Annotated in this window: 19 protein-coding genes; 6 read left to right on the top strand and 13 right to left on the bottom strand. The window is 70.6% G+C overall.

Annotation, left to right across the window (positions count from 1 at the left end; translation table 11 throughout):
* Positions 1-174 precede the first annotated feature (174 nt).
* From ACIRR9_RS50535 to ACIRR9_RS50525, 3 genes are all read left to right on the top strand, one after another.
* A complete protein-coding gene (locus tag ACIRR9_RS50535; protein WP_403767142.1) occupies positions 175-840 on the top strand; it encodes an SDR family NAD(P)-dependent oxidoreductase in 666 nt (221 codons plus the stop codon).
* A gap of 168 nt (positions 841-1,008) precedes the next feature.
* Positions 1,009-1,356: a cyclophilin-like fold protein gene (locus tag ACIRR9_RS50530; RefSeq protein WP_403767139.1), complete on the top strand. Its 348-nt coding sequence runs from the start codon at positions 1,009-1,011 to the stop codon at positions 1,354-1,356.
* An 88-nt stretch (positions 1,357-1,444) separates the two neighbouring features.
* Positions 1,445-2,443, top strand: coding sequence for an aldo/keto reductase (locus tag ACIRR9_RS50525; protein ID WP_403767136.1), 999 nt, complete (start codon positions 1,445-1,447; stop codon positions 2,441-2,443).
* A 55-nt stretch (positions 2,444-2,498) separates the two neighbouring features.
* Here ACIRR9_RS50525 and ACIRR9_RS50520 read toward each other — a convergent pair whose 3' ends face one another.
* Positions 2,499-3,224: an SDR family NAD(P)-dependent oxidoreductase gene (locus ACIRR9_RS50520; RefSeq protein ID WP_403767133.1), complete on the bottom strand. Its 726-nt coding sequence runs from the start codon at positions 3,222-3,224 to the stop codon at positions 2,499-2,501.
* Between the two features lie 330 nt (positions 3,225-3,554).
* Between ACIRR9_RS50520 and ACIRR9_RS50515 the strand changes: the two genes are divergently transcribed.
* Positions 3,555-4,982, top strand: a complete 1,428-nt coding sequence (locus ACIRR9_RS50515; RefSeq protein ID WP_403767130.1) for a carboxylesterase/lipase family protein — start codon at positions 3,555-3,557, stop codon at positions 4,980-4,982.
* Positions 4,983-5,379: 397 nt separating this feature from the next.
* On the opposite strand, the gene ACIRR9_RS50510 is transcribed toward ACIRR9_RS50515, so the two are convergent.
* The 10 genes from ACIRR9_RS50510 to xylB all read right to left on the bottom strand — a co-directional run bounded on the left by ACIRR9_RS50510 (position 5,380) and on the right by xylB (position 17,734).
* Positions 5,380-5,733, bottom strand: coding sequence for an ASCH domain-containing protein (locus ACIRR9_RS50510; protein WP_403767127.1), 354 nt, complete (start codon positions 5,731-5,733; stop codon positions 5,380-5,382).
* 412 nt (positions 5,734-6,145) lie between these two features.
* Entirely contained in the window at positions 6,146-7,066 is a 921-nt protein-coding gene (locus tag ACIRR9_RS50505; protein ID WP_403767148.1) for a DUF6615 family protein, read from the bottom strand.
* A gap of 1,112 nt (positions 7,067-8,178) precedes the next feature.
* Positions 8,179-9,702, bottom strand: a complete 1,524-nt coding sequence (locus ACIRR9_RS50500) for an aldehyde dehydrogenase family protein (RefSeq protein ID WP_403767125.1) — start codon at positions 9,700-9,702, stop codon at positions 8,179-8,181.
* A 96-nt stretch (positions 9,703-9,798) separates the two neighbouring features.
* On the bottom strand, positions 9,799-11,055 hold the full coding sequence (locus ACIRR9_RS50495) for a GAF domain-containing protein (protein WP_403767122.1): 1,257 nt from the start codon (positions 11,053-11,055) through the stop codon (positions 9,799-9,801).
* A 76-nt stretch (positions 11,056-11,131) separates the two neighbouring features.
* A complete protein-coding gene (locus ACIRR9_RS50490; protein ID WP_403767119.1) occupies positions 11,132-11,737 on the bottom strand; it encodes an N-acetylmuramoyl-L-alanine amidase in 606 nt (201 codons plus the stop codon).
* Positions 11,738-11,784: 47 nt separating this feature from the next.
* Positions 11,785-12,798, bottom strand: coding sequence for an acetamidase/formamidase family protein (locus ACIRR9_RS50485; protein ID WP_403767116.1), 1,014 nt, complete (start codon positions 12,796-12,798; stop codon positions 11,785-11,787).
* Positions 12,795-14,282, bottom strand: coding sequence for an APC family permease (locus ACIRR9_RS50480; protein WP_403767113.1), 1,488 nt, complete (start codon positions 14,280-14,282; stop codon positions 12,795-12,797). Before ACIRR9_RS50480 ends, ACIRR9_RS50485 begins: the two co-directional genes overlap by 4 nt.
* A gap of 167 nt (positions 14,283-14,449) precedes the next feature.
* Positions 14,450-14,941 carry an NUDIX hydrolase gene (locus tag ACIRR9_RS50475; RefSeq protein ID WP_403767110.1) on the bottom strand — a complete coding sequence of 164 codons (492 nt, stop codon included), beginning with the start codon at positions 14,939-14,941 and terminating at the stop codon, positions 14,450-14,452.
* Between the two features lie 104 nt (positions 14,942-15,045).
* Positions 15,046-16,254, bottom strand: coding sequence for an ROK family protein (locus ACIRR9_RS50470; RefSeq protein WP_403767107.1), 1,209 nt, complete (start codon positions 16,252-16,254; stop codon positions 15,046-15,048).
* Positions 16,255-16,288: 34 nt separating this feature from the next.
* Positions 16,289-17,734, bottom strand: coding sequence for a xylulokinase (gene xylB / locus ACIRR9_RS50465; RefSeq protein WP_403767105.1), 1,446 nt, complete (start codon positions 17,732-17,734; stop codon positions 16,289-16,291).
* A gap of 217 nt (positions 17,735-17,951) precedes the next feature.
* On the opposite strand from xylB, the gene xylA reads away from it, so the two are divergent.
* Positions 17,952-19,118 carry a xylose isomerase gene (gene xylA, locus ACIRR9_RS50460; RefSeq protein ID WP_123978903.1) on the top strand — a complete coding sequence of 389 codons (1,167 nt, stop codon included), beginning with the start codon at positions 17,952-17,954 and terminating at the stop codon, positions 19,116-19,118.
* 183 nt (positions 19,119-19,301) lie between these two features.
* Positions 19,302-19,985 (top strand): hypothetical protein, encoded by a 684-nt coding sequence (locus ACIRR9_RS50455; protein WP_403767101.1) that lies wholly within the window; start codon positions 19,302-19,304, stop codon positions 19,983-19,985.
* Here ACIRR9_RS50455 and ACIRR9_RS50450 read toward each other — a convergent pair whose 3' ends face one another.
* Both ACIRR9_RS50450 and ACIRR9_RS50445 read right to left on the bottom strand, forming a co-directional pair.
* Positions 19,986-21,326: an esterase-like activity of phytase family protein gene (locus ACIRR9_RS50450; RefSeq protein WP_403767098.1), complete on the bottom strand. Its 1,341-nt coding sequence runs from the start codon at positions 21,324-21,326 to the stop codon at positions 19,986-19,988.
* Positions 21,327-21,493: 167 nt separating this feature from the next.
* On the bottom strand, positions 21,494-22,762 hold the full coding sequence (locus ACIRR9_RS50445) for a lipase (protein WP_403767095.1): 1,269 nt from the start codon (positions 22,760-22,762) through the stop codon (positions 21,494-21,496).
* Between the last annotated feature and the right edge of the window lie 245 nt (positions 22,763-23,007).

Here is a 23,007-nt window from a genome sequence, read left to right as displayed (position 1 = left end):
GACCTAACCCTGCCCCTGGACCAGGTCGCCGAGGGCTACAAGGCCATGGACGAACGCCGCGCCATCAAAACCCTCCTCACCCCCTGACCCACCACGCCACCCTCACCGGGACCGGGCCCCTGGCCGCCCGGTCCTGGCGTACGACACGGCCCCTATCCCGCACAAGGACTCACCGTGACCACCTTCGCCCTCATCGGTGCCGGCCCCGGTCTCGGGCTCGCCACCGCCCGTCGTTTCGGAACCGCCGGCCACACCGTCGCCCTCATCTCACGCAGCACCGACAACCTGGACGCCCTCACGGCCGAGCTGGCCCGCGACGGTGTCGAGGCCCGTGGTTTCGCCGCCGACGCTCTCGACCACGGGGCGCTGACGGTGGCCCTGCGCGTCGCTGCCGACACGCTCGGCCCGATCGAGATCCTTCAGTACAGCCCCGTGCCCCGGTCCGACTTCATGAAGAAGGTCCTCGACACGAGCGCCGACGACCTCGACGCCCCATTCGCCCTCTCCGTCAAGGGCCCCGTCACCGCCGTGCACGCCGTCCTGCCCGGCATGCGCGAACTCGGCCGCGGCACCGTGCTGTTCGTCAACGGCGCCAGCGCCGTCCGCCCCAACCCGAACGTCGCCGGCACCTCGGTCGCCTTCGCCGGCGAGAGCGCCTACGCCGCCATGCTGCACGACGCCCTGGCCTCGGAGAACATCCACGTCGCGCAGCTCATCGTCCCCGGAGCCATCCGTCCCGAAGCCGAGCACAGCAGCCCCGAGGCACTGGCCCAGCGCCTGTACGAGATCCACAGCAAGCGTGACGGCTTCCGCCACTACTCCGAACCCCTCCCCGACTGACTGATGCGACGCCCTCTGATATCGGTCGCCGCTGTGTTGCTCGCCGCGACCGCGTGCACGGAGGAGACGCGAACCTCGTCCGCCGCGTCCCCCTCCGCCTCCGTGCCCTCGGCACGCGAGACGTCGTCCGGCCCGGCACCGACCACGATTTCCGGCAGGACAACCGCCATGAACCTCCGCCTCACCATTGACGGCCACCCCGCCACCGCCACCCTGAACGGCAGCGCCGCCGCCCGTGACTTCGCCGCTCTGCTTCCGCTCACGCTGAACCTCAGCGACTTCCACGAAACTGAGAGGGTCGCTGACCTGCCCCGCCGACTGTCCACCTCGGGCGCCCCGACCGGAGCCGAGGCGAAGGCCGGTGACCTGGCCTACTACGCGCCCTGGGGCAACCTGGCCGTCTTCTACCAAGACTTCCCCCACTCCGACGGCCTGATCATCCTCGGCCGTGTGGCCGAGAGCGACACCGGACGGCTCGCCGCCGCGGAGAAGGTCACCATCGAAGCCGTCTCCTGAGCCGGCCCGCCGCGCCACTCACCCGCATCAGAGAAGAAGCGAGGCGATGCGATCCGTCCGCCTCTCGCGCAAGAAAGGTCGATGAACCATGCAGTACGCACACTTGGGCCGCAGTGGTCTGAAGGTCAGCCGTCTCGGCTTGGGAACGATGAACTTCGGCGATGTGACGGACGAGGCGACAAGTTTCAAGATCATGGATGCCGCGCTGGATGCAGGCGTCAACCTGATCGACACCGCCGACGTCTACGGCGGCCCGCAGTCTCCCGACATGGAGCAGGGCTACGGCCTGTCCGAGGAGATCATCGGGCGCTGGCTCGCCCAGGGCGGCGGCCGGCGGGAGCAGATCGTGCTGGCGACCAAGGCGTACCAGCCGATGGGCACCGGCCCGAACGACAAGTACCTGTCCGCCTACAAGATTCGCAAGGCCGCGGAGGACAGCCTGCGACGCCTCCAGACCGACCACATCGACCTGTTCCAGATGCACCACGTCGACCGGTCGACCCCGTGGGAGGAGATCTGGCAGGCGATGGAGCAGCTGGTCCGCGAGGGCAAGGTGACCTACATCGGCAGCAGCAACTTCGCCGGCTGGCACATCGCCACCGCCCAGTCCACCGCCACCGCCCGCAACTTCCTCGGCCTGGTCTCCGAGCAGAGCCTCTACAACCTCACCGCCCGCACCGTCGAACTCGAGGTCATCCCGGCGCTACGGCACTACGGTCTCGGCCTGCTCCCGTGGAGCCCGCTGGGCGGCGGACTGCTCGGCGGCGCGCTGCGCAAGGCGCAGAGCGAGGGCGGCGGCCGGCGTGCGACACCCCAGGCCCTGGCCCGCATCGAGCAGTACCGCCCGCAGCTGGAGGCGTACGAGAAGCTCTGCGCCGAGCTGGGCGAACAGCCCGCGGACGTCGCCCTGGCCTGGCTGCTGCACAACCCGGTCGTCCCCTCCGTCATCGTAGGTCCCCGCACCGTGGACCAACTGGCCACCAGCCGACGCGCCCTCGACGTGACCCTGTCGGAGGAGACGCTGCGCCGACTGGACGAGATCTGGCCGGGCCCCGGCGGCGAGGCCCCCGAGGCCTACGCCTGGTAACCGCACGCTGGGTCGCCCGCCGCTCGTCCCCGGGGCATGACGCGCCGTCGAAGTCCTACAGGGCTGTGCCCGTCTCCTCCGCCAGCGCCTCCAGAAGGCGGGCCTGGAACGCCTTGTCGTGGACGCTGCGATGAGGCTCCCGCCGCTGGCGGTGGTACCAGTACCCGCTGGTGGTCAGGGCCTCTGGCTCGTCGCCGACGGCGAGCCATTCCTGTGTCCGATGGCCGAGTTCGAGATCGTCCGGCGCGCTCGGGCCGCCCATTTTCGTCGGCACCCAGCCCGGGTCCACTGCATTGCTCAACGCGCCGGGGCGCAGCCGGGCGACCGCGGCCGCGAGCGTGGTGACGAACAGTTTGCTGTCGGCGTACGACCCCGCGCTCTTCCCTCGCCAGTCGACCCCCGCGATTGACGGGCGGCCGCTGAAGTGCGAGCTGCTGCTCAGGTACACCAGCCGACGCGGCCCGCCGAGCAGGGCCGTGAGCAGGTACGGCGCGACGATGTTGACCGGCATGACCGCCGGCCCGCTCCACACACCGGCGTTGTGGATGACCACGTCGAGCGGCTCCGCATCGTTCAGCTCCGCCGCGATATGCCTTACGGCGTCGCGCTCCGTGAAGTCGCCCACTACGGGGTGTGCCCCGCGGCCGACCAACGCGTCGAGGCTCGCCGCTCGTCGCCGGTTCCGGGCGTGTACCACGACATCGTGGCCGGCGGACAGGAGCGTGTCCGCCGCAGCACGTCCGAGACCGTCCGTGGAACCGGTCACCAGAATCCGACTCAAAATCGCACCGCCTTCCAGGTGGTCGCTTCCTTCAAGTCTCGCCCGTCGTCTGCGGATAAAGGGGGGTGAAATCCTTCCCTCCCATTCCGGCTAAGGATTTGGAATGCTCTTGACCAAGTGGGCGTCGGAGTTTCTTGGTTGTACGCCGATCGTCGCTGTCCTCTCGTACTGCAATCACGTAAGGGGTACGCCTTGAGCCGGAATCTCGGCCGAAGAAGGCTGTTGGGAATCGCAGGCGCCGGTGCCGCCGGGGCAGTGCTCGGAGCGGGCGGCATCGCCCCCGTCAGCGCCGTGGCGACCCCGCGCGGAACCGGCCGCAGGCGGTCTGTCGTGGTTACCACCCGCTCGGGCAGGGTTCGCGGCGTCGAACGCGAAGACGGTGCGCTGGTCTGGAAGAACATCCCGTACGTAGCCCCGCCGACCGGACCGCGGCGCTATGCGCCTCCGCAGCCGGTCCAGCCGTGGACCGGAGTGCGGGAGGCGACCGAGTACGGGACCGTCTCCCCGCAGGTGCCGGTGCTGCCTTGGCTGCCGCCGACCCCGAACCAGAACGAGGACTGTCTGAACCTCAACGTCTGGTCCCCGTCGACCACCGGGAAGCGACCGGTGATCGTATGGGTCCACGGCGGCGGATTCGTCGCGGGAACGGGCAACGACCCGACCTTCGACGGAACGCAGTACGTGCAGCGGGACTGTGTCCTGGTCACCTTCAACTACCGCCTCGGCGCGTTCGGCAGCCTCTACCAGTCCGACCGTCCCGGTTCGGGAAACCTGCGGCTGCTGGACCAGATTGCCGCGCTGCGCTGGGTGCGCGACAACATCGCAGCGTTCGGCGGTGACCCGTGGAACGTCACGGTCATGGGCGAGTCGGCCGGAGGAATGTCCATCGGCGCGCTGCTCGGCACGCCCAAGGCACGAGGCCTGTTCCACCGCGCCATCCTCCAGAGTGGCGGCCCGCGCCCCACCGAAACCCCGGCGGTCGCCTCTGTGACCACCCGGACGGTCATGGACTACCTCGGCATCACGGACCCTGCCCGCCTGATGTCGGTGTCGGCCGACGAACTGCTCGACGCCTCGGCGCAGGCCGCGGGCAACGCCGACCTGCCCGAGTACGGCCACGTCATCGACGGAGTGGTGCTGCCGGAACACCCGTTGAAGGCCGTGGGCGGCGATGTCGACCTGTTGATCGGCACCTGCAACAAGGAGTACGAATCCTTCGTCGACTCACCCATGTTCCGCGCCCGCTTCGAGCGGGAGACCCGCAGGACCACGGGCGCCGCCTTCGATCACCTCCTGAAGGCGTACGAGGACACCACCACGTCGGGGCGTACTCCCCTCTACGACGTGGTCAGCGGCTGGTTCGTCGTGATGCCCTCGGTCTGGCTGGCCGAGTTCGCCCACCGGGCCGGCGCCCGCGTATGGCAGTACCGGTTCGACTACGAGGGGGCAAGCCCCGGCGGGGCCAGACACGGCAGCGACATCCAGTTCACCTTCAGCAACTGGGGGCAGGGCGACTTCGTGGGCGCTGAGCCCGCCGACCTCCCGACGGCCGAGGCCGTGTCCTCGAAGATGATTGACTCCTTCGCCGCGTTCGCGTCCAAGGGCACCCCGTCGACCCGGTCAGTGCCCCACTGGCCGGCCTTCACCCCCCGGGACCGGGCCTGTATGTCGTTCGACGTGGAACCCCGCCTGATCCAGGGGCCCCTGAGCGAGGCCCGCCGCAGGGAATGGGACGCGGTGAACCCCTTCGCTTTCTGACAACACCACTGCCGGGACCGCCGCCCATCCGCGGCAGTCCCGCACCGTGCTTTTCGAAGTCCAGATTGGCACGCTTTCTGTGCAGTGCACTACGAGGAGAATGACGCCTACGCTTCCGGACGTATTGCGTGCGGTGTGGTGTCCCCGGCGAACGCGCAGTGACCAGCCGGGCGCGGATCCCGCTGCGGCGTTGGCGGTCGTGCGAGGTGTTTACCCAGGCCGTCAGGGCTGCTGTCGTGGCTGTGAGGGAGTAAGGGGCGGCTTCGTGTGGCCTGCTGCTCGGCGGGCGAGTGGCAGGTGGGGGCTGGTGCGGACTCGGACGGGCCTGGTCGCCCTCTGCCGGAACACGCCTGGTGACGCTGAGGACCGCGCGCCTGCGCACCTGCCATTCATGGCGTCAGATGAGGCGCCCGATCTGGATGGCGAGGGCGCCGAGCACTTCCTTTTCCGGTGGGTAGATGGCGCGGATGTTGGAGAGTTGCTCGTCGCGGGGGGCGGTGGGGTTGACGTTGGCGGGGTCTTCGCCGTCGAGGAGGGCCTCGAAGTCGGGGTATTCGGTGACCCGCTCGACCCTGACCTCACAGGTCTCGTCGGTGCCTTTGATGCGGAAGCGGATGGTGTCGCCGGCGGCGAGGTCGGCGAGGCGGGGGTATTTGACTCGTACTTCGATGGTCTTGGTGCCCGCGGCGACGAGTTCGAAGTACTCGCGGTAGAGGCTGAGTTCGTGGTGGCGTGGGGTCGTGCTGTTCATGGGGAGGAGAGGCTCCTGGGTGCTGGTCTGCCGGTGGCAGTAGCCCTCCGGGCGGCCGCCCCGGCCCGCCAGCCGTCCCGGAACCGGCAACAGATTCGCCCCAGAGCCCATTCGGCATCGCTCATGTCCGAGCCATACCGGAGCCGGTGATCCGGTTGGTCCACCGCGTTACCGAACCTGCGGGCGAGGCAGTCACACCCCCGGGTGGACGAACTGGACTCGGCGACCGCGACCACGCGACACTTCGACAACAGGGCCTCTTGTTTCTTGTTCGATTCGACAACCGCGAGTTACCAAGAATGCCCTTCTTCCATGCGCGTGCACCGCCCAACTCACCCGCACCAAACGCCATTCGAATCCCACCGACCACGGGAGCGGATAGGGAACAGCCAGTCGGCAAGCGGAAGGGCTCCTATTTCCGCTTCCGTGTCCGCTCAACGATCACCGTCTGAGGCGCGGCAGGCGCCTCGTCCTCAGAAGCTGGTTCAAAGGGTCCTGGGGTACTCCTGCGCATCGCCTCGATATACGGCGGAAGTTCGAAGGTCCGCTGATTTCGGTCGATCGGGATCTCCCCGAGGTGCCCCGAGGCGTCCCGGGCCCCGCGGGCTCCGCCTCGCCGTGTGAGCACATCGAGCGTGCCGTGGACGCGGTCGACCCAGTCACCGCGGTCTAGCCTAGGGTGCCAGCGTTGTTCCTCTCGCTTGGGGTCCCAGGGCGGGAAACCAAAGGCGTACGACCAGGGAAGGGCCGCTGACAGGTACTTCTGCACGCGGAATCTTGCAGCGGTGGGCGCGACGGTGTCGCCATCGCTGAGCTTCTTGACGTCGTGGGTAGAGATGATGGTGCAGCCGTAGTGGCGAGGCTCGGCGTGTTTGCAATCCTTGTACGAGCTCAGCTCTGGACAGGCGTTCCACTGGGCCGGTGGTGCCCAGTACGTTCCTTCCTCGAAGGTGCCCTCGGGCCAGCCGTTGTAAAAGACATGAAACGCGTAGCGGGCTTGATCAGGGTCACAGCCCTTGATCAACGTGTCGTACTGGAACGCGTCTTCGCCTGCTCCAGGGTGTTTCAGCATCCGGTAGGTGTTGTCCTCGTAGACGCGCTTGGCCTGGATGCGAAGGCAGATCCACCCCGCCTTGTCGTCTCCGATCCACCACTCCCAGTCAGCGCCCGAATCCCGCTCTTGCACCTGGTTGCTCTGGTAAGTCAGCACGCCAGGGACTTGGTTCTGGAGGGTGAAGAGCAAGTTGTCCGTGACGGATGCCTCGTCGAACCTTCGCCCGGGAAGCCGCCCGAACTCGAGGCGTGCCCAAGTGTCTATCGCTGCCGTGTCCATAGCCATGCACAGGCCACGGAGACTCTCTATCGCCACAGTCGCACTCTTTCATGATGGCGCGATCAACACCGCACGTTGCGTGAGTTGGACTGCGCGACCTGTCTCAACGCACGTCTGAGCCTGTGCGGGGCCAGCAGCCCGACGCCTGCGGCGGTCCTCCGCGACATCTACAACGTGACCTGGGCCATGTCGCGTGCCATCTTGGTGGTGTGGGGATAGAGGCGGCCCTCTCGCAGGTGGTGCAGGGCGGTCGGCACGAACTTCAGTCTGCGTCCGAATGGCGCTGGTCGTGCGCGGCGTTGTGGCTGGATACGGTTCACCAGCGCGCCTCGACGGGATCGAGGCGCGGACCCGAGCACAGGGGAATGCTCGGCCCCGGATACGGCTCCAGCGGTTCCAGGCCGGCCGAGCGCATCAACGCCACTGCCTCCTCCGGAGGAATCGGCACCGTGCCTGCGTAGTATTGGCAGTCGGCCCGCAGCAATGTTGCCCAGCCGCAGTGCCACTTCTCTCCCACACGCTTCATGGCGGAAGCGCCAGGGCCTATCACTTCCTGGATAGGGCTCCAGTGGTTCGAGCCCGGCACCTTGCATGATCAGCATCGGATCGCGTGGATCCTTCCGCGGACGTCCCGTCGCCACACGGCCTTCATCTGAAGTGCCCGCCTCTGGGGTCAGGATCGCATGCGGCACTGACAACTGCCGTGCTCACGTGGGGAGCCGGGGGGCGAGCTTCCTCGCGGTGGACTTCTCGCTCTGCCCGTTCCTGGCTGCTGTCCTCTTCGTGGTCTTCGGCAACTCATGGACATCGGTACACCCGTTCCGGCCGCGAGGAGCCTTCGCTCGCGATACGGATTCGTTCAGGACGGCCATGAGGCGGAAGAGCTCTCCCGGTGCTGCCGGCGGTTCGGACGCTGCTCACGGGTATCGGCGGGTCGCTGCGCTCGTGAGCGGGCGGCTCGTGGGGTGATGTCCTTGGTCCGCGACTGGTCCGGCGGGAACTCTCTCGGATGCCAGACGGTAACGCGAAGAACCCAATTGATTACAGCAGGTACCTATCGGGTCGGGTTGCCTGGAGCCCAATGATGCATCCAGGCAACCCGACTTCGGGCTCTAGAAGAAGCCAAGCTTCTGAGGGCTGTAAGAACAAAGAATGTTCTTCGTCTGCTGGTAGTGATCCAGCATCATCTTGTGTGTCTCGCGGCCGATCCCGGACTGCTTGTAGCCGCCGAACGCGGCGTGTGCCGGGTACGCGTGGTAGCAGTTCGTCCACACCCGGCCCGCCTGGATGGCGCGGCCCGCGCGGTACGCGGTGTTGATGTCGCGGGTCCACACGCCCGCCCCGAGGCCGTACAGGGTGTCGTTGGCGATCTTGATCGCGTCGTCGAAGTCGTCGAAGGACGTCACCGACACGACCGGGCCGAAGACCTCCTCCTGGAAGATCCGCATGCGGTTGCAGCCCTCGAAGATGGTCGGCTGGACGTAATAGCCGCCCTTCAACTCTCCGTCGTACTCGATGCGTTCGCCGCCGGTGAGGACCTTCGCGCCCTCCTGCCGGCCGATGTCCAGGTAGGAGAGGATCTTCTCCAGCTGGTCGTTGGAGGCCTGCGCGCCGATCATCGTCTCGGTGTCGAGCGGGTGGCCGGGCTTGATGAGGCGGGTACGGGCGACCGCCGCCTCCAGGAACTCGGCGTAGTGGCCGCCCTGGACGAGGGCCCGGGACGGGCAGGTGCAGACCTCGCCCTGGTTGAGCGCGAACATCGTGAAGCCTTCGAGGGCCTTGTCGCGGAAGTCGTCGTCGTGCGCCCAGACGTCGTCGAAGAAGATGTTCGGGGACTTGCCGCCGAGTTCGAGGGTGACCGGTTTGATGTTCTCCGAGGCGTACTGCATGATCAGCCGCCCGGTGGTGGTCTCGCCGGTGAAGGCGACCTTCGCCACCCGGGGGCTGGACGCCAGCGGCTTGCCCGCCTCCACGCCGAAGCCGTTGACGATGTTCACCACGCCGGGTGGCAGCAGGTCCGCGATCAGGCTCATCCAGTAGTGGATGGACGCCGGGGTCTGCTCGGCGGGCTTGATGACGACCGCGTTCCCGGCGGCCAGGGCCGGCGCCAGCTTCCATGTGGCCATCAGGATGGGGAAGTTCCACGGGATGATCTGGGCCACGACCCCGAGCGGCTCGTGGAAGTGGTACGCCACCGTGTCGTCGTCGACCTCGCCCAGCGAACCCTCCTGCGCGCGGATCGCCCCCGCGAAGTAACGGAAGTGGTCGATCGCCAGAGGGATGTCGGCGGCCAGCGTCTCGCGCACCGGCTTGCCGTTCTCCCAGCTCTCGGCGACCGCGAGCTGTTCGAGGTGGGCCTCCATCCGGTCGGCGATCTTGAGGAGGATGTCGGAGCGTTCCGTCACCGACGTACGGCCCCAGCCCGGCGCGGCCGCGTGCGCCGCGTCCAGCGCCCGCTCCACGTCCTCGGCGGTGCCCCGCGCGACCTCGGTGAACGGCTGCCCGTTCACCGGCGACGGGTTCTCGAAGTACTGCCCCCGGGCCGGCGGCACGTACTCGCCGCCGATGAAGTGGTCGTAGCGCGCCTGGTAGGAGACGATCGCGCCCTCGGTGCCGGGCGCCGTGTAACGGGTCATGGTGGCCTGCCTCCTTGCAGATGCGCTGCCCGCCGTTGGGCAGCTCTCGGCGCGGAGGGTAGCGACGCGGACGTTGCGCCCACGTTGCGCCGCAGGTCAGCGTCCGGGCACCGCCAGCTCGGACTCCAGCGCGGCCAACCGGCTGCGTACGACCGCCGTCGGCCGTACCGCCGCGAGCGCCCGCCACACCTCGACGTCGTCCTCGCCCCAGGCGGCGTGCGCCCACCGAGCCAGAAGATCGGGGTCCTGGCACGCGATCAGCGCGGCCCGCAGCCCGTCCGCCAGCCGCTGCCTGAGCCGTACGACCGCGGGTGCCTGCGAGCCCGGCAGCAGGGGCCCGGTGTACGCCCCCACGGCCGCCGTCACCGTCCCGGCCTCCAGCCGTCGCTCCACCACGGCCGCGTCCGACTCCACGGGAGCGGTCAGCCGGTACGGCCGCGAGGCCAGCAGCCCCGGGCCCAGCAGCCGCCGCAGCCGGGCCAGTTCGGCCCGCAGCGTCACCGGGGTCACCGACTCGTCCTCGTACAGCGCGCACAGCAGCTCGTCGCCGGTCAGCCCCTCCGGGTGCCGGGACAGCAGCACCAGCAGCTCGCTGTGCCGGCGGCCGAGCCTGATCCGGTGGCCGTCCAGCCGGAGCTCGGCCTCGTCACGGCCGAGCGCCGTCAGCGCGGGCGCCTCGTCGGTCGGCGTCGGCGGATCGAGCAGCGCCAGCTGCGACTCGGCGGCCCGCGCCACCGCCTGGACGAAGCCCAGGCTGTGCGGATGCGCCAGCCGGTCGCCGCCGGTGATGTCCACCGCACCCAGCACCCGTCCGGTCCACGGATCGTGCACCGGCGCCGCCGCGCACGTCCACGGCTGTACCCGGCGGATGAAGTGCTCCGCCGCGAACACCTGCACCGGCCGGTCCACCGCCACCGCGGTCCCCGGCGCGTTCGTCCCCACGGCCGCCTCCGACCAGCGCGCGCCCGGCACGAAGTTCATACCGTCCGCCCGTCGCCGGGTCGCCGGATGCCCCTCGACCCACAGCAGCCTGCCGTCCGCGTCGCACACCGCCAGCAGATGCTCGCCGTCCGCCGCGAACGTGCCCAGCAGCTCCCGGAACAGCGGCATCACCCTGGCCAGCGGATGCTCGGCCCGGTAGGCCCCGAGATCGCCGTCCGTCAGCTCCACCCGCGCCGCGGCGTCCGGTCCCACCCCGGCCCGCGCCGAGCGCCGCCACGACTCGGCCACCACCGACCGCACCGGGCGCGGCACGGTGCCCACGGTGGTGAACGTCTCGTGCGCCCGGCGCAGTGCCCGGACGCGCTCGGCAGGGTCGGCCCCCGGCTCCAGGGCCACCCATGGATCGGTCAACTCGGCCTCCCGACGGCGATGCGACTGGGGACATCGTCACTCGGGGTGTTCGTGCCGACAACCGTTTCGACCGCCCTCAGTCCGAGGACAGGCCCACCAGTCTCATGTAGCGGACCCAGTCCCAGTGCTTTCCCGGATCGGTGTGATCGGTCCCCGGCACCTCCACATGGCCGATGATGTGCCGGCGGTCCTTAGGGATGCCGTATCTGTCGCAGATCGACGCCGTCAGCCGCGCCGACTCCGTGTACATCGTCTCGGTGAAGTACTCCGGCTTGTCGACCCACCCCTCGTGCTCGATGCCGACGCTGCGTGTGTTGTAGTCCCAGCTCCCCGCGTGCCAGGCGACATCGGACTCCCGGACGCACTGCGCGACATGGCCGTCGGCCGAGCGGACCAGATAGTGCGCCGACACCCGCGCCTTCGGGTTCTGGAACGTGGACAGCGTGCCGGCGTACGACTGCTGCGTGACATGGATGATCACCCGGTCGATCGCGTACTGGTCCGGGCGCTGGGCGGGCGTGCGGTTCTCCCTGCTCGCCGCCTGCCACTCGGCCGACGGATAGTCGACGACTCCGGTCTGCGCGCCCGCGCGGCCCGCGGGGAGCAGCGAGTACGGGACGGCGGCGAGGGCTGCGCCCATCAGGAGCCGTCGCCTGCTGGGGAGCGGTCGTGCCCGGTCCATGGATGGGATGCCTTTCGCGAGCGTGCTCGGTGCACGGGGAAGCGCGGTCAGGGGCGAAGGGTCGCCGCTGTCTCGCGCAACCGCGCGTGCAGTCCTCGGTAAGTCTCGCCTCCGGGCAGCCACTCCTTGCGCATCTTGGCCACGCAGGTGTAGTTGGTGTCGCACACGTTGGCCAACGGCGATTCCACCGCCTGCGTCACGTACTGGTACGCGTCCAGCTCGCCGAACCCGTAGTCGCGCACCAGCCACTGCACCAGGTCGAGCTGCGATATCCGGAAGGCGTCCTCCAGCGGACGGGCCGAACCCGTCGAGAGGATGTGGGTGTCCGACTCCAGCCGGGGCCACGGAGTCGCGATCCCCTTCAGGAGCTCGACGATCACCACCGTGTTCATCGCGCACTCGACGGCCACGCCGCAGGTCTCGCCCTCGCCCTGCCGGGCGTGCCCGTCGCCGAGGCTGAGCAGCGCGCCCTCGACGTTCACCCCGAGGTAACAGGTGACACCGGCCCGCATCTCGGGCGTGTCCATGTTCCCGCCGTGCGCGTCCGGCACCAGGGCCGAGCGGACCTCCAGGTTCGCGGGCGCCACCCCGACCGTGCCGTGCATCGGGTCCAGCGGCAGTTCCAGCTCGATGCCGCCCTCGCGTGCCCGGAACAGGGCCGTGCGCCGGGTCCGGTCCAGCTGCCAGATCCAGACCGTCTCCGGCAGCGGTGGCTGGAGGGTGGCCGTGGTGTGCGTCGAGGTGAGCGCGCCGAACAGGGGGACCGTGGTCGACGCGGCCCAGTCCCGCGCCGGTTCGATCGACACGAAGTGCACGGCGACCGTGTCGCCCGGCTCCGCGCCCTCGATGTGGAAGGGACCGGTCTGCGGGTTGAGGAACGGGAACTCGCACACCTCGGACACCAGGTCCTTCTCGGACCGCACCCGTCCGGCGAAGCAGTCCTCCGTGTACAGGTCGAGCACCGTGCCGGGCGCGATCCGCGCCACCGGCGGCGCTCCGCCGAACGTCCACGCGTAGTCGTCCGGTCCGGGCCGGACGGTGAGGATCCGGGGGTCGGTCATAGCGGAAGGTCTCCGTTCTCCGGTGTGGTGACGCCGGGGTCGTCCTCGTCGAGATGGACCCGAGCGGTCTCGGCTATGCGCTCGGGGTGACGGCGTATCAGCACCAGGAGCACGACGACTCCGGCGGCCATCCAGACGCCGACCACCGGACCGGCGTACGACACCGGGGCGGTCAGCTTCGTCACGAAGTCGAAGACGGGCAGCCCTGCGGCGGTGAGCAGGGCGGGCACGAACGCCACGATGCCCAGCAACGGAAGGAGGAGGTGCCGTACCGGTTCGAGGGATGCGCGGCCGCGGCGCAGGAAGTAGCCCGCGCAGGCGAGGTTGACGACGATGTAGACGCCGATGACGACCGTGACGATCACCGTGGCGAGAAGCAGGAACGCGGTCACCGGGTCGTAGCCGAAGCCCAGCCCCAGCACGGCGCCGACCGCCACGACCGTCTGGACCGCGATGCCGGCGACGGGGGAGCGGTACCGGGGATGGAGCGTGGCGAGGACGCGGGGGAGGACCCGGATGCGGGCCAGCGCGAAGGCCGTGCGCGTGGACACGTTGGCGCAGGCGTTGGCGTTGGCGATCGTCGAGTTGACCACCGCGAGGAACACCAGGATCCAGAAGAGCCCGAAGGAGGCCCGGGCGACCCCCTCCCAGGAGGCGTCGCCCGCCGCCCCGAAGGAGGCGAACCGGTCCGGCCCGAAGTACACGGTCATCGCGTAGGTCGTCACCACGTAGAACAGGCCGATCCCCAGGGCCGCGCCGAGCACCGCGCGGTGCATAGTCCGGCGCGGGTCGCGGGTCTCCTCGGCCAGCGGCGCTGCCGCCTCGAAGCCGGCGAACGCCAGGACGGTGTAGACGGAACCGGCGAAGACCCCGCTGATGCCCCGGTAGCCCTCCGCGGTGTGCGAAGTACCGAACACTGAGAGAGTGTTGGCGCTTCCCGCCCTGACGATCAGCCACCCGGCGAAGACGAGGAGGACCGCGATCTCGAAGATCCCGAGGACCGTCCCGAAACGGGCCGAGGCACGGACCCCCAGATACCCGGTGACGGCGATGACGGCGGCGCCGGCGAGCGACCACGGCCACCACAGGTCCGCAGGGTAGGAGGCCCACTCGTCATGCAGGGTCCCCGCCGTGGTGAACCCGAGCTGGAGCAGCAGCAACGGCGGAACCAGCGCCTCCACGAACACATAGCCCCAGCCGACCAGGAATCCCACGGCCGGATGCAGCCCCCGCGCCGCGTAGGTGGCCACGGAGCCCGCCGCGGGTAACTCCCGCGCCAGTTCGGCCACGCAGGAGGCCGTGAACAGACAGGCCACCAGTGCGATCACCACGGCCAGCGGCAGACTGCCGCCCGCGAAGGCGGCCCCCGAGGGAATGGACGCGGCGACGGCGGCGGCGGGCGCCATCGCCGTGACGCTCTGGAACAGAACCTCCCGCAGACCGACCGCGTCCCGTCGCAGTCCTGTGGCCACTTCTCCGGCCATACCCACCCCCCGACGTGCGTGAATCCGCCGATCCGACGGATCGCCCCGCGTGAATCACGGTACGGCGCTTGCGGGTCGGGCAGAAGAGTGCCGAGTGCTTCCGTGGACGGGGCGAGGACTGTGGAAAACCCGGCCACCCGAATGAGCGAAGGGGAGCCGGGCGAGTGTCACACGGGCTTGCCTTCCCGCAGGTAGGCGAAGGTGCCCGAGCGGGCGGCGGAGTAGAGCGCGGTGAGCGACGGAAGGTGTGCGGCCAACGGTGTTGCGGCCAGCTCCGCCATGGAGAACAGCGCGTGGTCGTCGTGCTCGTCACTGAGCCGGACCGTCGCGTCGTCCGAGAGGATCCCGCCGTCGAAGAAGCAGTCGAGAACGGGCCCGGTGCCCAGTACATCGGCCCGGTGGTCGATACCCAGCAGTGCGGGCACCGGGCCGAGAGCGATACCTGTCTCCTCCAGCATCTCCCGCCGTGCCGCCGTCCAGGGGTCCTCGCCGTGGTCGAGCATTCCGCCGGGCAGCCACCACGTTCCCGCGGCGGGCTGACCGGCGCCGTACCGCAGCATCAGCACGCGATCGCGTTCGTCCAGCATGAACACGCATGACGCGATGAGCGCTTGGGGCTGGGTTCTGATCCATTCCGTGCGGGGCAGCCACTCGGCCACGCCAACCTCCCGGAGTCCGGCGAATTCCCAGGAGTGGCTCCCCGCGGTGGACTCGTCCCGAACCACCGGTCCGGGTGGTTAGGGCCGGGCGGGCCCCGACGTCGTCAGACCCGCTCCGCCACCGTCGCCGGATCGTCCAGGACGGCGCGGACCACCGAATGCGCCGCGCCCAGGAGAGGGCCCTCGTGGCCCAGACGGGAGACGGAGACCGGGCAGGCCGGGCCTGTGGTGCGGTCGGCGAGCTCGGCCTCCAAGGAGGGGAGGAGCCAGGGAGCGAGGCCCGCCAGGGCGCCGCCCAGGACGACGGACTCGGGGTCGAGGAGATTGACGGCGCCGGTCAGGGCGATGCCCAGGGCCGTTCCGGCGCCGTGCAGGGCGCGTCGTACTCCCTCGTTGTCCTCGCCCGCCTGCTGCGCGAGCAGGCCCACGGCGTCCTCGCGGGACTCGAGGCCGGCCGCGCGCAGCACCGCCTCCTCGCCGGCGTACTGCTCCAGGCACCCACGTCCGCCGCAGGCACAGCGCGGCCCGTCGGGGTGGACCGGCACATGGCCGAGCTCGCCCGCGAAACCGCGCCTGCCGCGCAGCAGCTGGCCGTCGACGACGACCGCGGCGCCGATACCGATCTCCGCGGACACATGCAGGAAGTCGCGCGGGGTGGCATCCCCGAGCCACAGCTCGGCCAGGGCACCGAAGTTGGCCTCGTTGTCCACCGTCAGCGGGAGGCCGGCCGGCAGCAGCGCACCGAGGTCGGTGTCGTGCCAGTCGAGGTTCGGGGCGTGGACGACCGTGTGCCCGTCGCGGTCCACCAGACCGGGGACGGCGACCGCGAGCCCGGCCGGCCACAGACCGTCGCGTTCCGCGTCCGCCACGACCCGCCGGACCAGCGCCGTCAGCTCCTCGACCACCGGCTGTGGATCCCGGCCCCGGTTCGTGCCGTGCCGCACGGCACGCGCGCGCACCTCGCCCCGCAGGTCCACCGCGCACACGGCGAGATGGTCGACCCCGACCTCCGCCCCGATACCGGCCGGGCCGTGCCCGCTCACCGCGAGCGCCGAGCCCGGCCGTCCGACGCGGTTGGGCCGCTCCGGGCCCAGCTCCTCCAGAAGCCCCCAGCGGACCAGCTCGTCCACCAGGGTCGACACCGCCGCCCTGGTCAGTCCGATGCGCGAAGCCACCGCGGCCCGCGACAGCGAGCCCTCGGCACTGACCGCGTGCATCACGCGCGCGAGGTTGCGCCGGCGCATGCCCTGCTGGGTGTCCGGCAGGGCACGGCCGGTCGCCGTCGGGCGGGCCTCGTGCAGCGGTGCGGTCATGCCTCCATCAGTCCTCTGGACGGTTCTCTGCTGATCAGCGGTCCTCCGGCGCCCGCTCCAGCAGCGGGGCCGCGTCGGAGAGTACCCCGGAGATCCTGGCCAGCGTCGCGGAGTCCCGCTCCACCGCGTCCAGCACCGGCCCGGCGGCGGTGTTCCAGCGCCGTGCCACCGCCGCGGGATCCTCGCCGGTCAGCAGCCCGGCCGCCTGCGCGGCGGCGCCCAGCGCGACCAGTTCCTTCGCCTCGGGCACCTGCACCGGACGCCCCGAGAGCCGCCGTACCGTCTCCTGCCAGGCACGGCCGCGGGCGCCGCCGCCGATCAGCAGCAGCGGGGTGGTCCGGTCGGCGTCCTCGTCGAGCACCAGGTCCAGCGCGCCCAGCAGCGCGTGCACGGCGCCGTCGTACGCGGCCTGGAGCAGCTGGCCGGCGGTGGTGTCGTGACGCAGGCCGTGCAGCAGACCGGAGGCGTTCGGCAGATTCGGGGTGCGCTCGCCGTCCAGGTACGGCAGCAGGGTGACCGAGGTGCCGGGCTCGATGGCCTCGCGGTCCAGGCCGAGAAGGGCCGCGACCCGGTCGACCGCGAGGGTGCAGTTCAGGGTGCAGGCCAGCGGCAGCCAGTCGCCGTGCGCGTCGGCGAAGCCCGCGACCGTGCCGGTCGGGTCGGCGGGGCGGTGCTTCGAGACGGCGTACACCGTGCCCGAGGTGCCGAGGCTCAGCACCGGGGTGCCCGGGCGCAGCCCGAGGCCCAGCGCGGCCGCCGCGTTGTCGCCGGTGCCGGGGGCCACCAGGGTGCCCTTGGAGAACGGCAGGTCGTGGCTGTCGCGCACGGTGCCGACGATCTCGCCGGGCCGTACCACCCGGGGCAGGAACGCCGGGTCCAGGCCCACGTGCGCCAGGGTCTCCTCGTCGTACGCCTCGGTCGCCGACGCCCACCAGCCGGTGCCGGAGGCGTCGCCGCGGTCGGTGGTGCCCTGACCGGTCAGCCGCTCGGTGAGGTAGTCGTGGGGGAGCCGTACGGCCCTGGTCGCGCGGACCGCCTCCGGCTCGTGCTCCGCCAGCCAGGCCCACTTGGTGACCGTGAACGACGCGCCCGGCACACTGCCGGTGCGCTCCGCCCACGCCTTCGGGCCGCCCAGCTCCTCGATCAGCCGCTGCGCCTGGGGCGCCGAACGGACGTCGTTCCACAGCATCGCGGGCCGCACCGGCTCGCCCCGCCCGTCCAGCGTGACCAGGCCGTGCTGCTGTCCGCCGATCGACACGGCCGCCGCCTCGTGTGCCGCGTCCCCGCACTGGCGCAGCGCCTCGCACAGCGCGTCCCACCACTGGCGCGGATCGCTCTCCCGGCCCGCCCCGGAGGACACGGTGTGCGGCGCCTGACCGCTCGCCACGACCTGTCCGGTGGACGCGTCGACCACCAGCGCCTTGGTGGACTGGGTGGACGTGTCCACGCCGACGACGAGCGGACCCTCGGCTGCTGACATCGGGCTCTCTCCCTTTTTCCGCGCCTCGCGGTTTCCCTGACCTGCAGTTTTCCTGGTTCACCGGGGTGTCGCGACCCGGATTTCATCCCTTCGGGACAGGGTGACCCTTCCCAGGGATGCGTCGGCATACTAATTTGTAAACGGCCATGACGAAATAGTCGGCCCGACAGTCATTCGCACATTCATCAAGCACAGGCATCAAGCAAGGAGCCGCGGCATGAGCTTCCAGCCCACCCCCGAGGACAGGTTCACCTTCGGCCTGTGGACCGTCGGCTGGCAGGGAAGGGACCCCTTCGGCGACGCCACCCGCCGCGCCCTCGACCCGGTCGAGACGGTGCAGCGCCTGTCCGAACTGGGCGCCTACGGTGTGACGTTCCACGACGACGACCTGATCCCCTTCGGGTCCTCGGACACCGAGCGCGAATCGCACATCAAGCGCTTCCGCCAGGCCCTCGACGCGACCGGCATGACCGTGCCGATGGCCACCACCAACCTCTTCACCCACCCGGTCTTCAAGGACGGCGCGTTCACCGCGAACGACCGCGAGGTACGCCGTTACGCGCTCCGCAAGACCATCCGCAACATCGACCTGGCCGCCGAGCTGGGCGCGAAGACGTATGTCGCCTGGGGCGGCCGCGAGGGCGCCGAGTCCGGCGCCGCCAAGGACGTCCGGGTCGCCCTCGACCGCATGAAGGAGGCCTTCGACCTCCTCGGCGAGTACGTCACCTCCCAGGGCTACGACCTGCGCTTCGCCATCGAGCCCAAGCCGAACGAGCCGCGCGGCGACATCCTGCTCCCCACCGTCGGCCACGCGCTCGCGTTCATCGAGCGCCTGGAGCGCCCCGAGCTGTACGGCGTCAACCCCGAGGTCGGCCACGAGCAGATGGCGGGCCTGAACTTCCCGCACGGTATCGCCCAGGCCCTGTGGGCGGGCAAGCTCTTCCACATCGACCTCAACGGCCAGTCCGGCATCAAGTACGACCAGGACCTGCGCTTCGGCGCCGGCGACCTGCGCGCCGCCTTCTGGCTCGTCGACCTCCTGGAGAGCGCCGGCTACGAGGGTCCGAAGCACTTCGACTTCAAGCCGCCGCGGACCGAGGACTTCGACGGCGTGTGGGCGTCGGCCGCCGGCTGCATGCGCAACTACCTGATCCTCAAGGAGCGCGCCGCCGCCTTCCGCGCGGACCCGGAGGTCCAGGAGGCCCTGCGCGCCTCCCGGCTGGACCAGCTGGCCCAGCCGACCGCCGCGGACGGCCTCCAGGCGCTCCTCGCCGACCGTGCGGCCTTCGAGGAGTTCGACGCGGACGCGGTCGCCGCGCGCGGGATGGCCTTCGAGCAGCTCGACCAGCTGGCGATGGACCACCTCCTGGGCGCCCGGGGCTGACACGCACGCGCGCGTGGGGGCCGCTTTCGCGGCGGACGCCCTCACGCGCGCGTGTCGTCACCTGTACTCGCATGGCCGGTTCTTGCGGGAAATGCTCCGGAATCATGCGGTCCAGGGCATGGGTCCGTATCAACTCCCGCCAGGGGCTCGCGCGATGACCGGTACGCGGTGACTCTTGGCGGTATGGCCATGCCGCCCGTACCGCCCCGACCGCCCGGCCCGCCGGGGGGCACTCCACCCTCGGACGGGGGCTACGACCCGCCTTGGCACAGGGGTTTCGGCCCGCCGCCGGACGGGGGCTTCGGCCCACCCGCGGGCGGCGGATTCGGACCGCCACCCGGCGAGGGTTCCGGACCGCCACCCGGCGAGGGTTCCGGTCCGCCTTCCGGTGAGGGCTCCGGGGCGCCTTCGGGCCATGGGTACGAGCCGCCCCGGCACGGTGGCTTCGGGCCGTCCCCGGACGACGGACACGAGCGGCCCCTCCACGACGGCTTCGGCGCCCCGCCCGGGGACTACGACCCACCCACCGCCGTCGGCTGGACGCCGCCGCCCCCGGAGCCGCCCCGGCGGCGCAGGGGCCCGCTGTTCGCCGTGCTGGCCGTGGTGGTGGCCGCCGTGGCCGTCGTCGTCATCGTCCTGATGGCGTCCGGCGGCGACGGCTCACCCGGCAACAAGCCCACCACGAGCAGCCCGAGCACCTCGGGCTCGCCCCGGCCGTCCTTCAGCCTCCCGACCAGCCTTCCGACCGAACTGCCCAGCAGCCTGCCGAGCGGACTGCCCTCGGGGTTCCCCTCGGAGTTCCCCTCGGAACTGCCCAGCGGGTTCCCGAGCGGTCTGGACTCCCTGTTGCCCTCACTGCTGGGGTGACTACAGCCCCTTGGGCAGCCGGACGTACACCAGGGTCGTCTCGATACCGCTGTCGACCAGGCGGCCCTGGGCGTCGAACGCACCCGCCCCGTCCGTCATCCCGAAGTCGTTGTCGTTGATCAGAGCGAGCGTGTCGTGATCCACGCGCGCGATGCCCTCGATCTTCAGCGGCACCCCGGTCACCGTGTTCAGGTCGACCACAAGACGCTTGCCCAGCACCGGCACCCCGGCGGCGGCCGGGTCGTCCAACTGCTCCAGCGAGGGCGAGACGGTGTTGTCGTCGTAGGCGCCCCCGAGGATGTTCGACCTGCGGTCCAGCTTCACCTCCTCGAGGCGCGCGGCCTTGTCGGTGCGCTCCTCGACCAGCAGCCGGTCGCCGCCCACCGCCACGATCGACGAGATCTTCAGCTCGGAGGTGTCGTCCTCGCTCGGGTCCACCACGTTCACCGGGTCGAACCGGTAGGCGTACTCGGCCGTGACCGCCTGCTTGCGGGGCGAGAAGCGCAGCAGACGGGTCGTGCGCGAGGCGTCCCCGGCGTCCCCGTCGGGCAGGGACAGCGGGCTCTGCAGGGCCATCACGAGATCCCCGTCGGGCAGCAGGGCGAGGCCCTCGAAGCCGCGGTTGACCTTCCGGTGCAGGAAGACGGACGGCAGCGCCTCCACCACCGGGTAGTCGGCGCCGGTGAGGTTCAGACCCTCGGGCACGTACCGGGTGAGCACCTTCCCGCGCGCGGAGACGTGCACCAGCGACGGCCCGTACTCGTCGACGAGCCAGAAGGATCCGTCCGCCGCGCGCACGATGCCCTCGATGTCCAGACCGTTCGGGTTGTACGACAGCGGGGTCCTGGCGTCGTAGGAGTACGGCGCCTCGTCGCGGCCCGCCTGGTTCGACAGTCCGGTGACGGCCCTGCCCGAGGAGGTGGTGACCGGGATCGCGTCGATCACGTCGAGGCTGTCGCCGCGGACCCGGACCTTCACGATCGCCGGGTCGAATCCGGGCACCGGGAAGGTCCGGCGCTTCTTGCCGTCGACCTTGATCTGGCCGTTGGGGCCGCGGTCGGTGACCGTCCAGTATTCGCCCTTCCGGCCGGCCGGGTAGATGTCGCTGCCGATGCCGCCGAGGTCGATACCCCGGTCGTTGTCCACGCTGCCCGGCAGCAGCGTGTTGCTGAAGGTGCCGAGCGGGATGTCGCCGAGGGTCGCCGTGCGGACGACCCGCGCCGCGCCGGACGGGGCGGCGGTGGCGGTGCCCGCCGCCACGAGGGCGGCGGCCAGGGCCAGGGGCAGACCCGTCGCGACGGAACGGTGGACGCGGCGGCTGTCGGCGGCATGCGGGGACATCGAGCCTCCTGAGAGCAAGTTCGTTGGCAGCGGCCAGAGTTGGGCCTCAGGGGGAATGCTTGTCGACCAGTCGGTGAACGCAGGGCGACTGCCACTCGGCGGATCACCGGTTTTCGGCCTCGGGACGGCGGACTGTCGGATTCCGCCGCCCTGGCTGAGCGGTTCTGTCACCCCAGAGCGCTGAACCAGCGCACCACCGCGGCGGTTCCGGCCCGCTGGGAGCCCAGGTGCCGGGAACCGCCGTAGTCCGGGGTCCCGAGGTCGACCACTGGGGCGTCGACCCCTCGGGCGCGCAGTGTGGCGTGGCAGTGGGCCGTGTTCGCGTTGACGGCCTGCTCGTCCCGGTCGGCAAAATAGAGCCGGACCGGTGCCTTCGGCGCCCAGTCGGTGCACACGCCGTCCGTGACCCGCAGGATCGCCGCCAGCCGCCCGGTGGGGTGCGCCAGCATCGCCCGGCCACGGGCGGTCAGCAGCCCGTCGAGGGAGTCCGGCGTGCCGGCCACGACTTCCTGACCGGTGTGGGTGCCGTCCAGCAGGCCCTCGATCGTGCCGTCGTACGGTGCCCGGAAGACCTGGGACGGCGCGTCGTAGAGGTGGTGCAGGCGGTCGAAGGCGACCAGGGCCAGTGCCGTGTAGATCACGCTCGCCTTCGGCTCCGTCCGCCCGGCCAGCAGCGCGGGAAGCTCCGCGTCCCGGAACGCGTACGCGCCGCTGACGGGCGCCACCGCGCGGAGCCGGAACCATCCGTCGGCCCCCTCCTGCAGCGACCGGGCCAGTCCGAGTGCCGCCGAAGCCCCTTGGGAGAACCCGGTGACCAGCACCTCGCGCCGCAGTTCACGGCCCCGCGCCGACACGGCGGTGCGGGACGCGCGCAGCATGTCGAGGGCGGCCGTCGTCTCCGAGGGCACGTCCATCCAGGGATGGGGGCCGGGCCCCAGGCCCAGACCGAGGTAGTCGGGGAGCGCCGCGGCGAACCCGGCCGAGGCATAGGTCAGAGCGGGAGCCTGGTCCCAGACGTCCGCCGAGACGGAGGCGACATCACCCTTGAAGAGCTCCGTGCCGTGCGTGAAGGACACGGTGCGCAGCCGCCGTTCACCGCTGCGGGGCAAGGCCAGCAGCCCGCTGGCGGTCGTGGGCCGGCCATGGGGATCCACCGTGCGGTACACGATCCGGAAGGTGTTCAGACCGTAGCGCACGGCGCCGGTGTCCCAGGCGCCCGCCTCGTCCCCCGCCAGTTCCGCCGCGACCTCGCGGGCGGTCAGCGTCCGCAGATGCTCGACGGACACGAGCGTGCCTCGCGACACGTTCGCCGTCGTCGGCACGGCAACGGCGGCCCGGGGGGCGGCCGCTCCCTGCGCCACCACGGCCGTCGCGGTGCTCGCCATCAGCGCCACCGACACGGCCGACATCACCAGTACCCTGCTCATTCGTTTCATACCGCGACCGTACGAATCCCCGGTGCGGCCGCCCATCCGGCCAACCGGCCTGTGCGAGTGGGGTTTTCCGCAGGGGCGCGTCGCCGACCCGGCGGGCGCGAGGCCACCGTGGCCCGGCGGGACCGGCCGCAGGCCCACCGGGAATGGCTACGCTGAGAGCAGGAGCACTTCACAATCTGTTCGACCCGGTACCCGGGGGCCAGTAAGGGTCGCTCGTCAGGGATGTCTCAGGGTCGCGCTCCGGA

Origin of the sequence: Streptomyces sp. NPDC101234 (assembly GCF_044767525.1) — a bacterium.
In the GTDB taxonomy this organism is placed as follows: domain Bacteria; phylum Actinomycetota; class Actinomycetes; order Streptomycetales; family Streptomycetaceae; genus Streptomyces; species Streptomyces sasae.
This window is presented reverse-complemented; position numbering and strand designations above follow the sequence as displayed.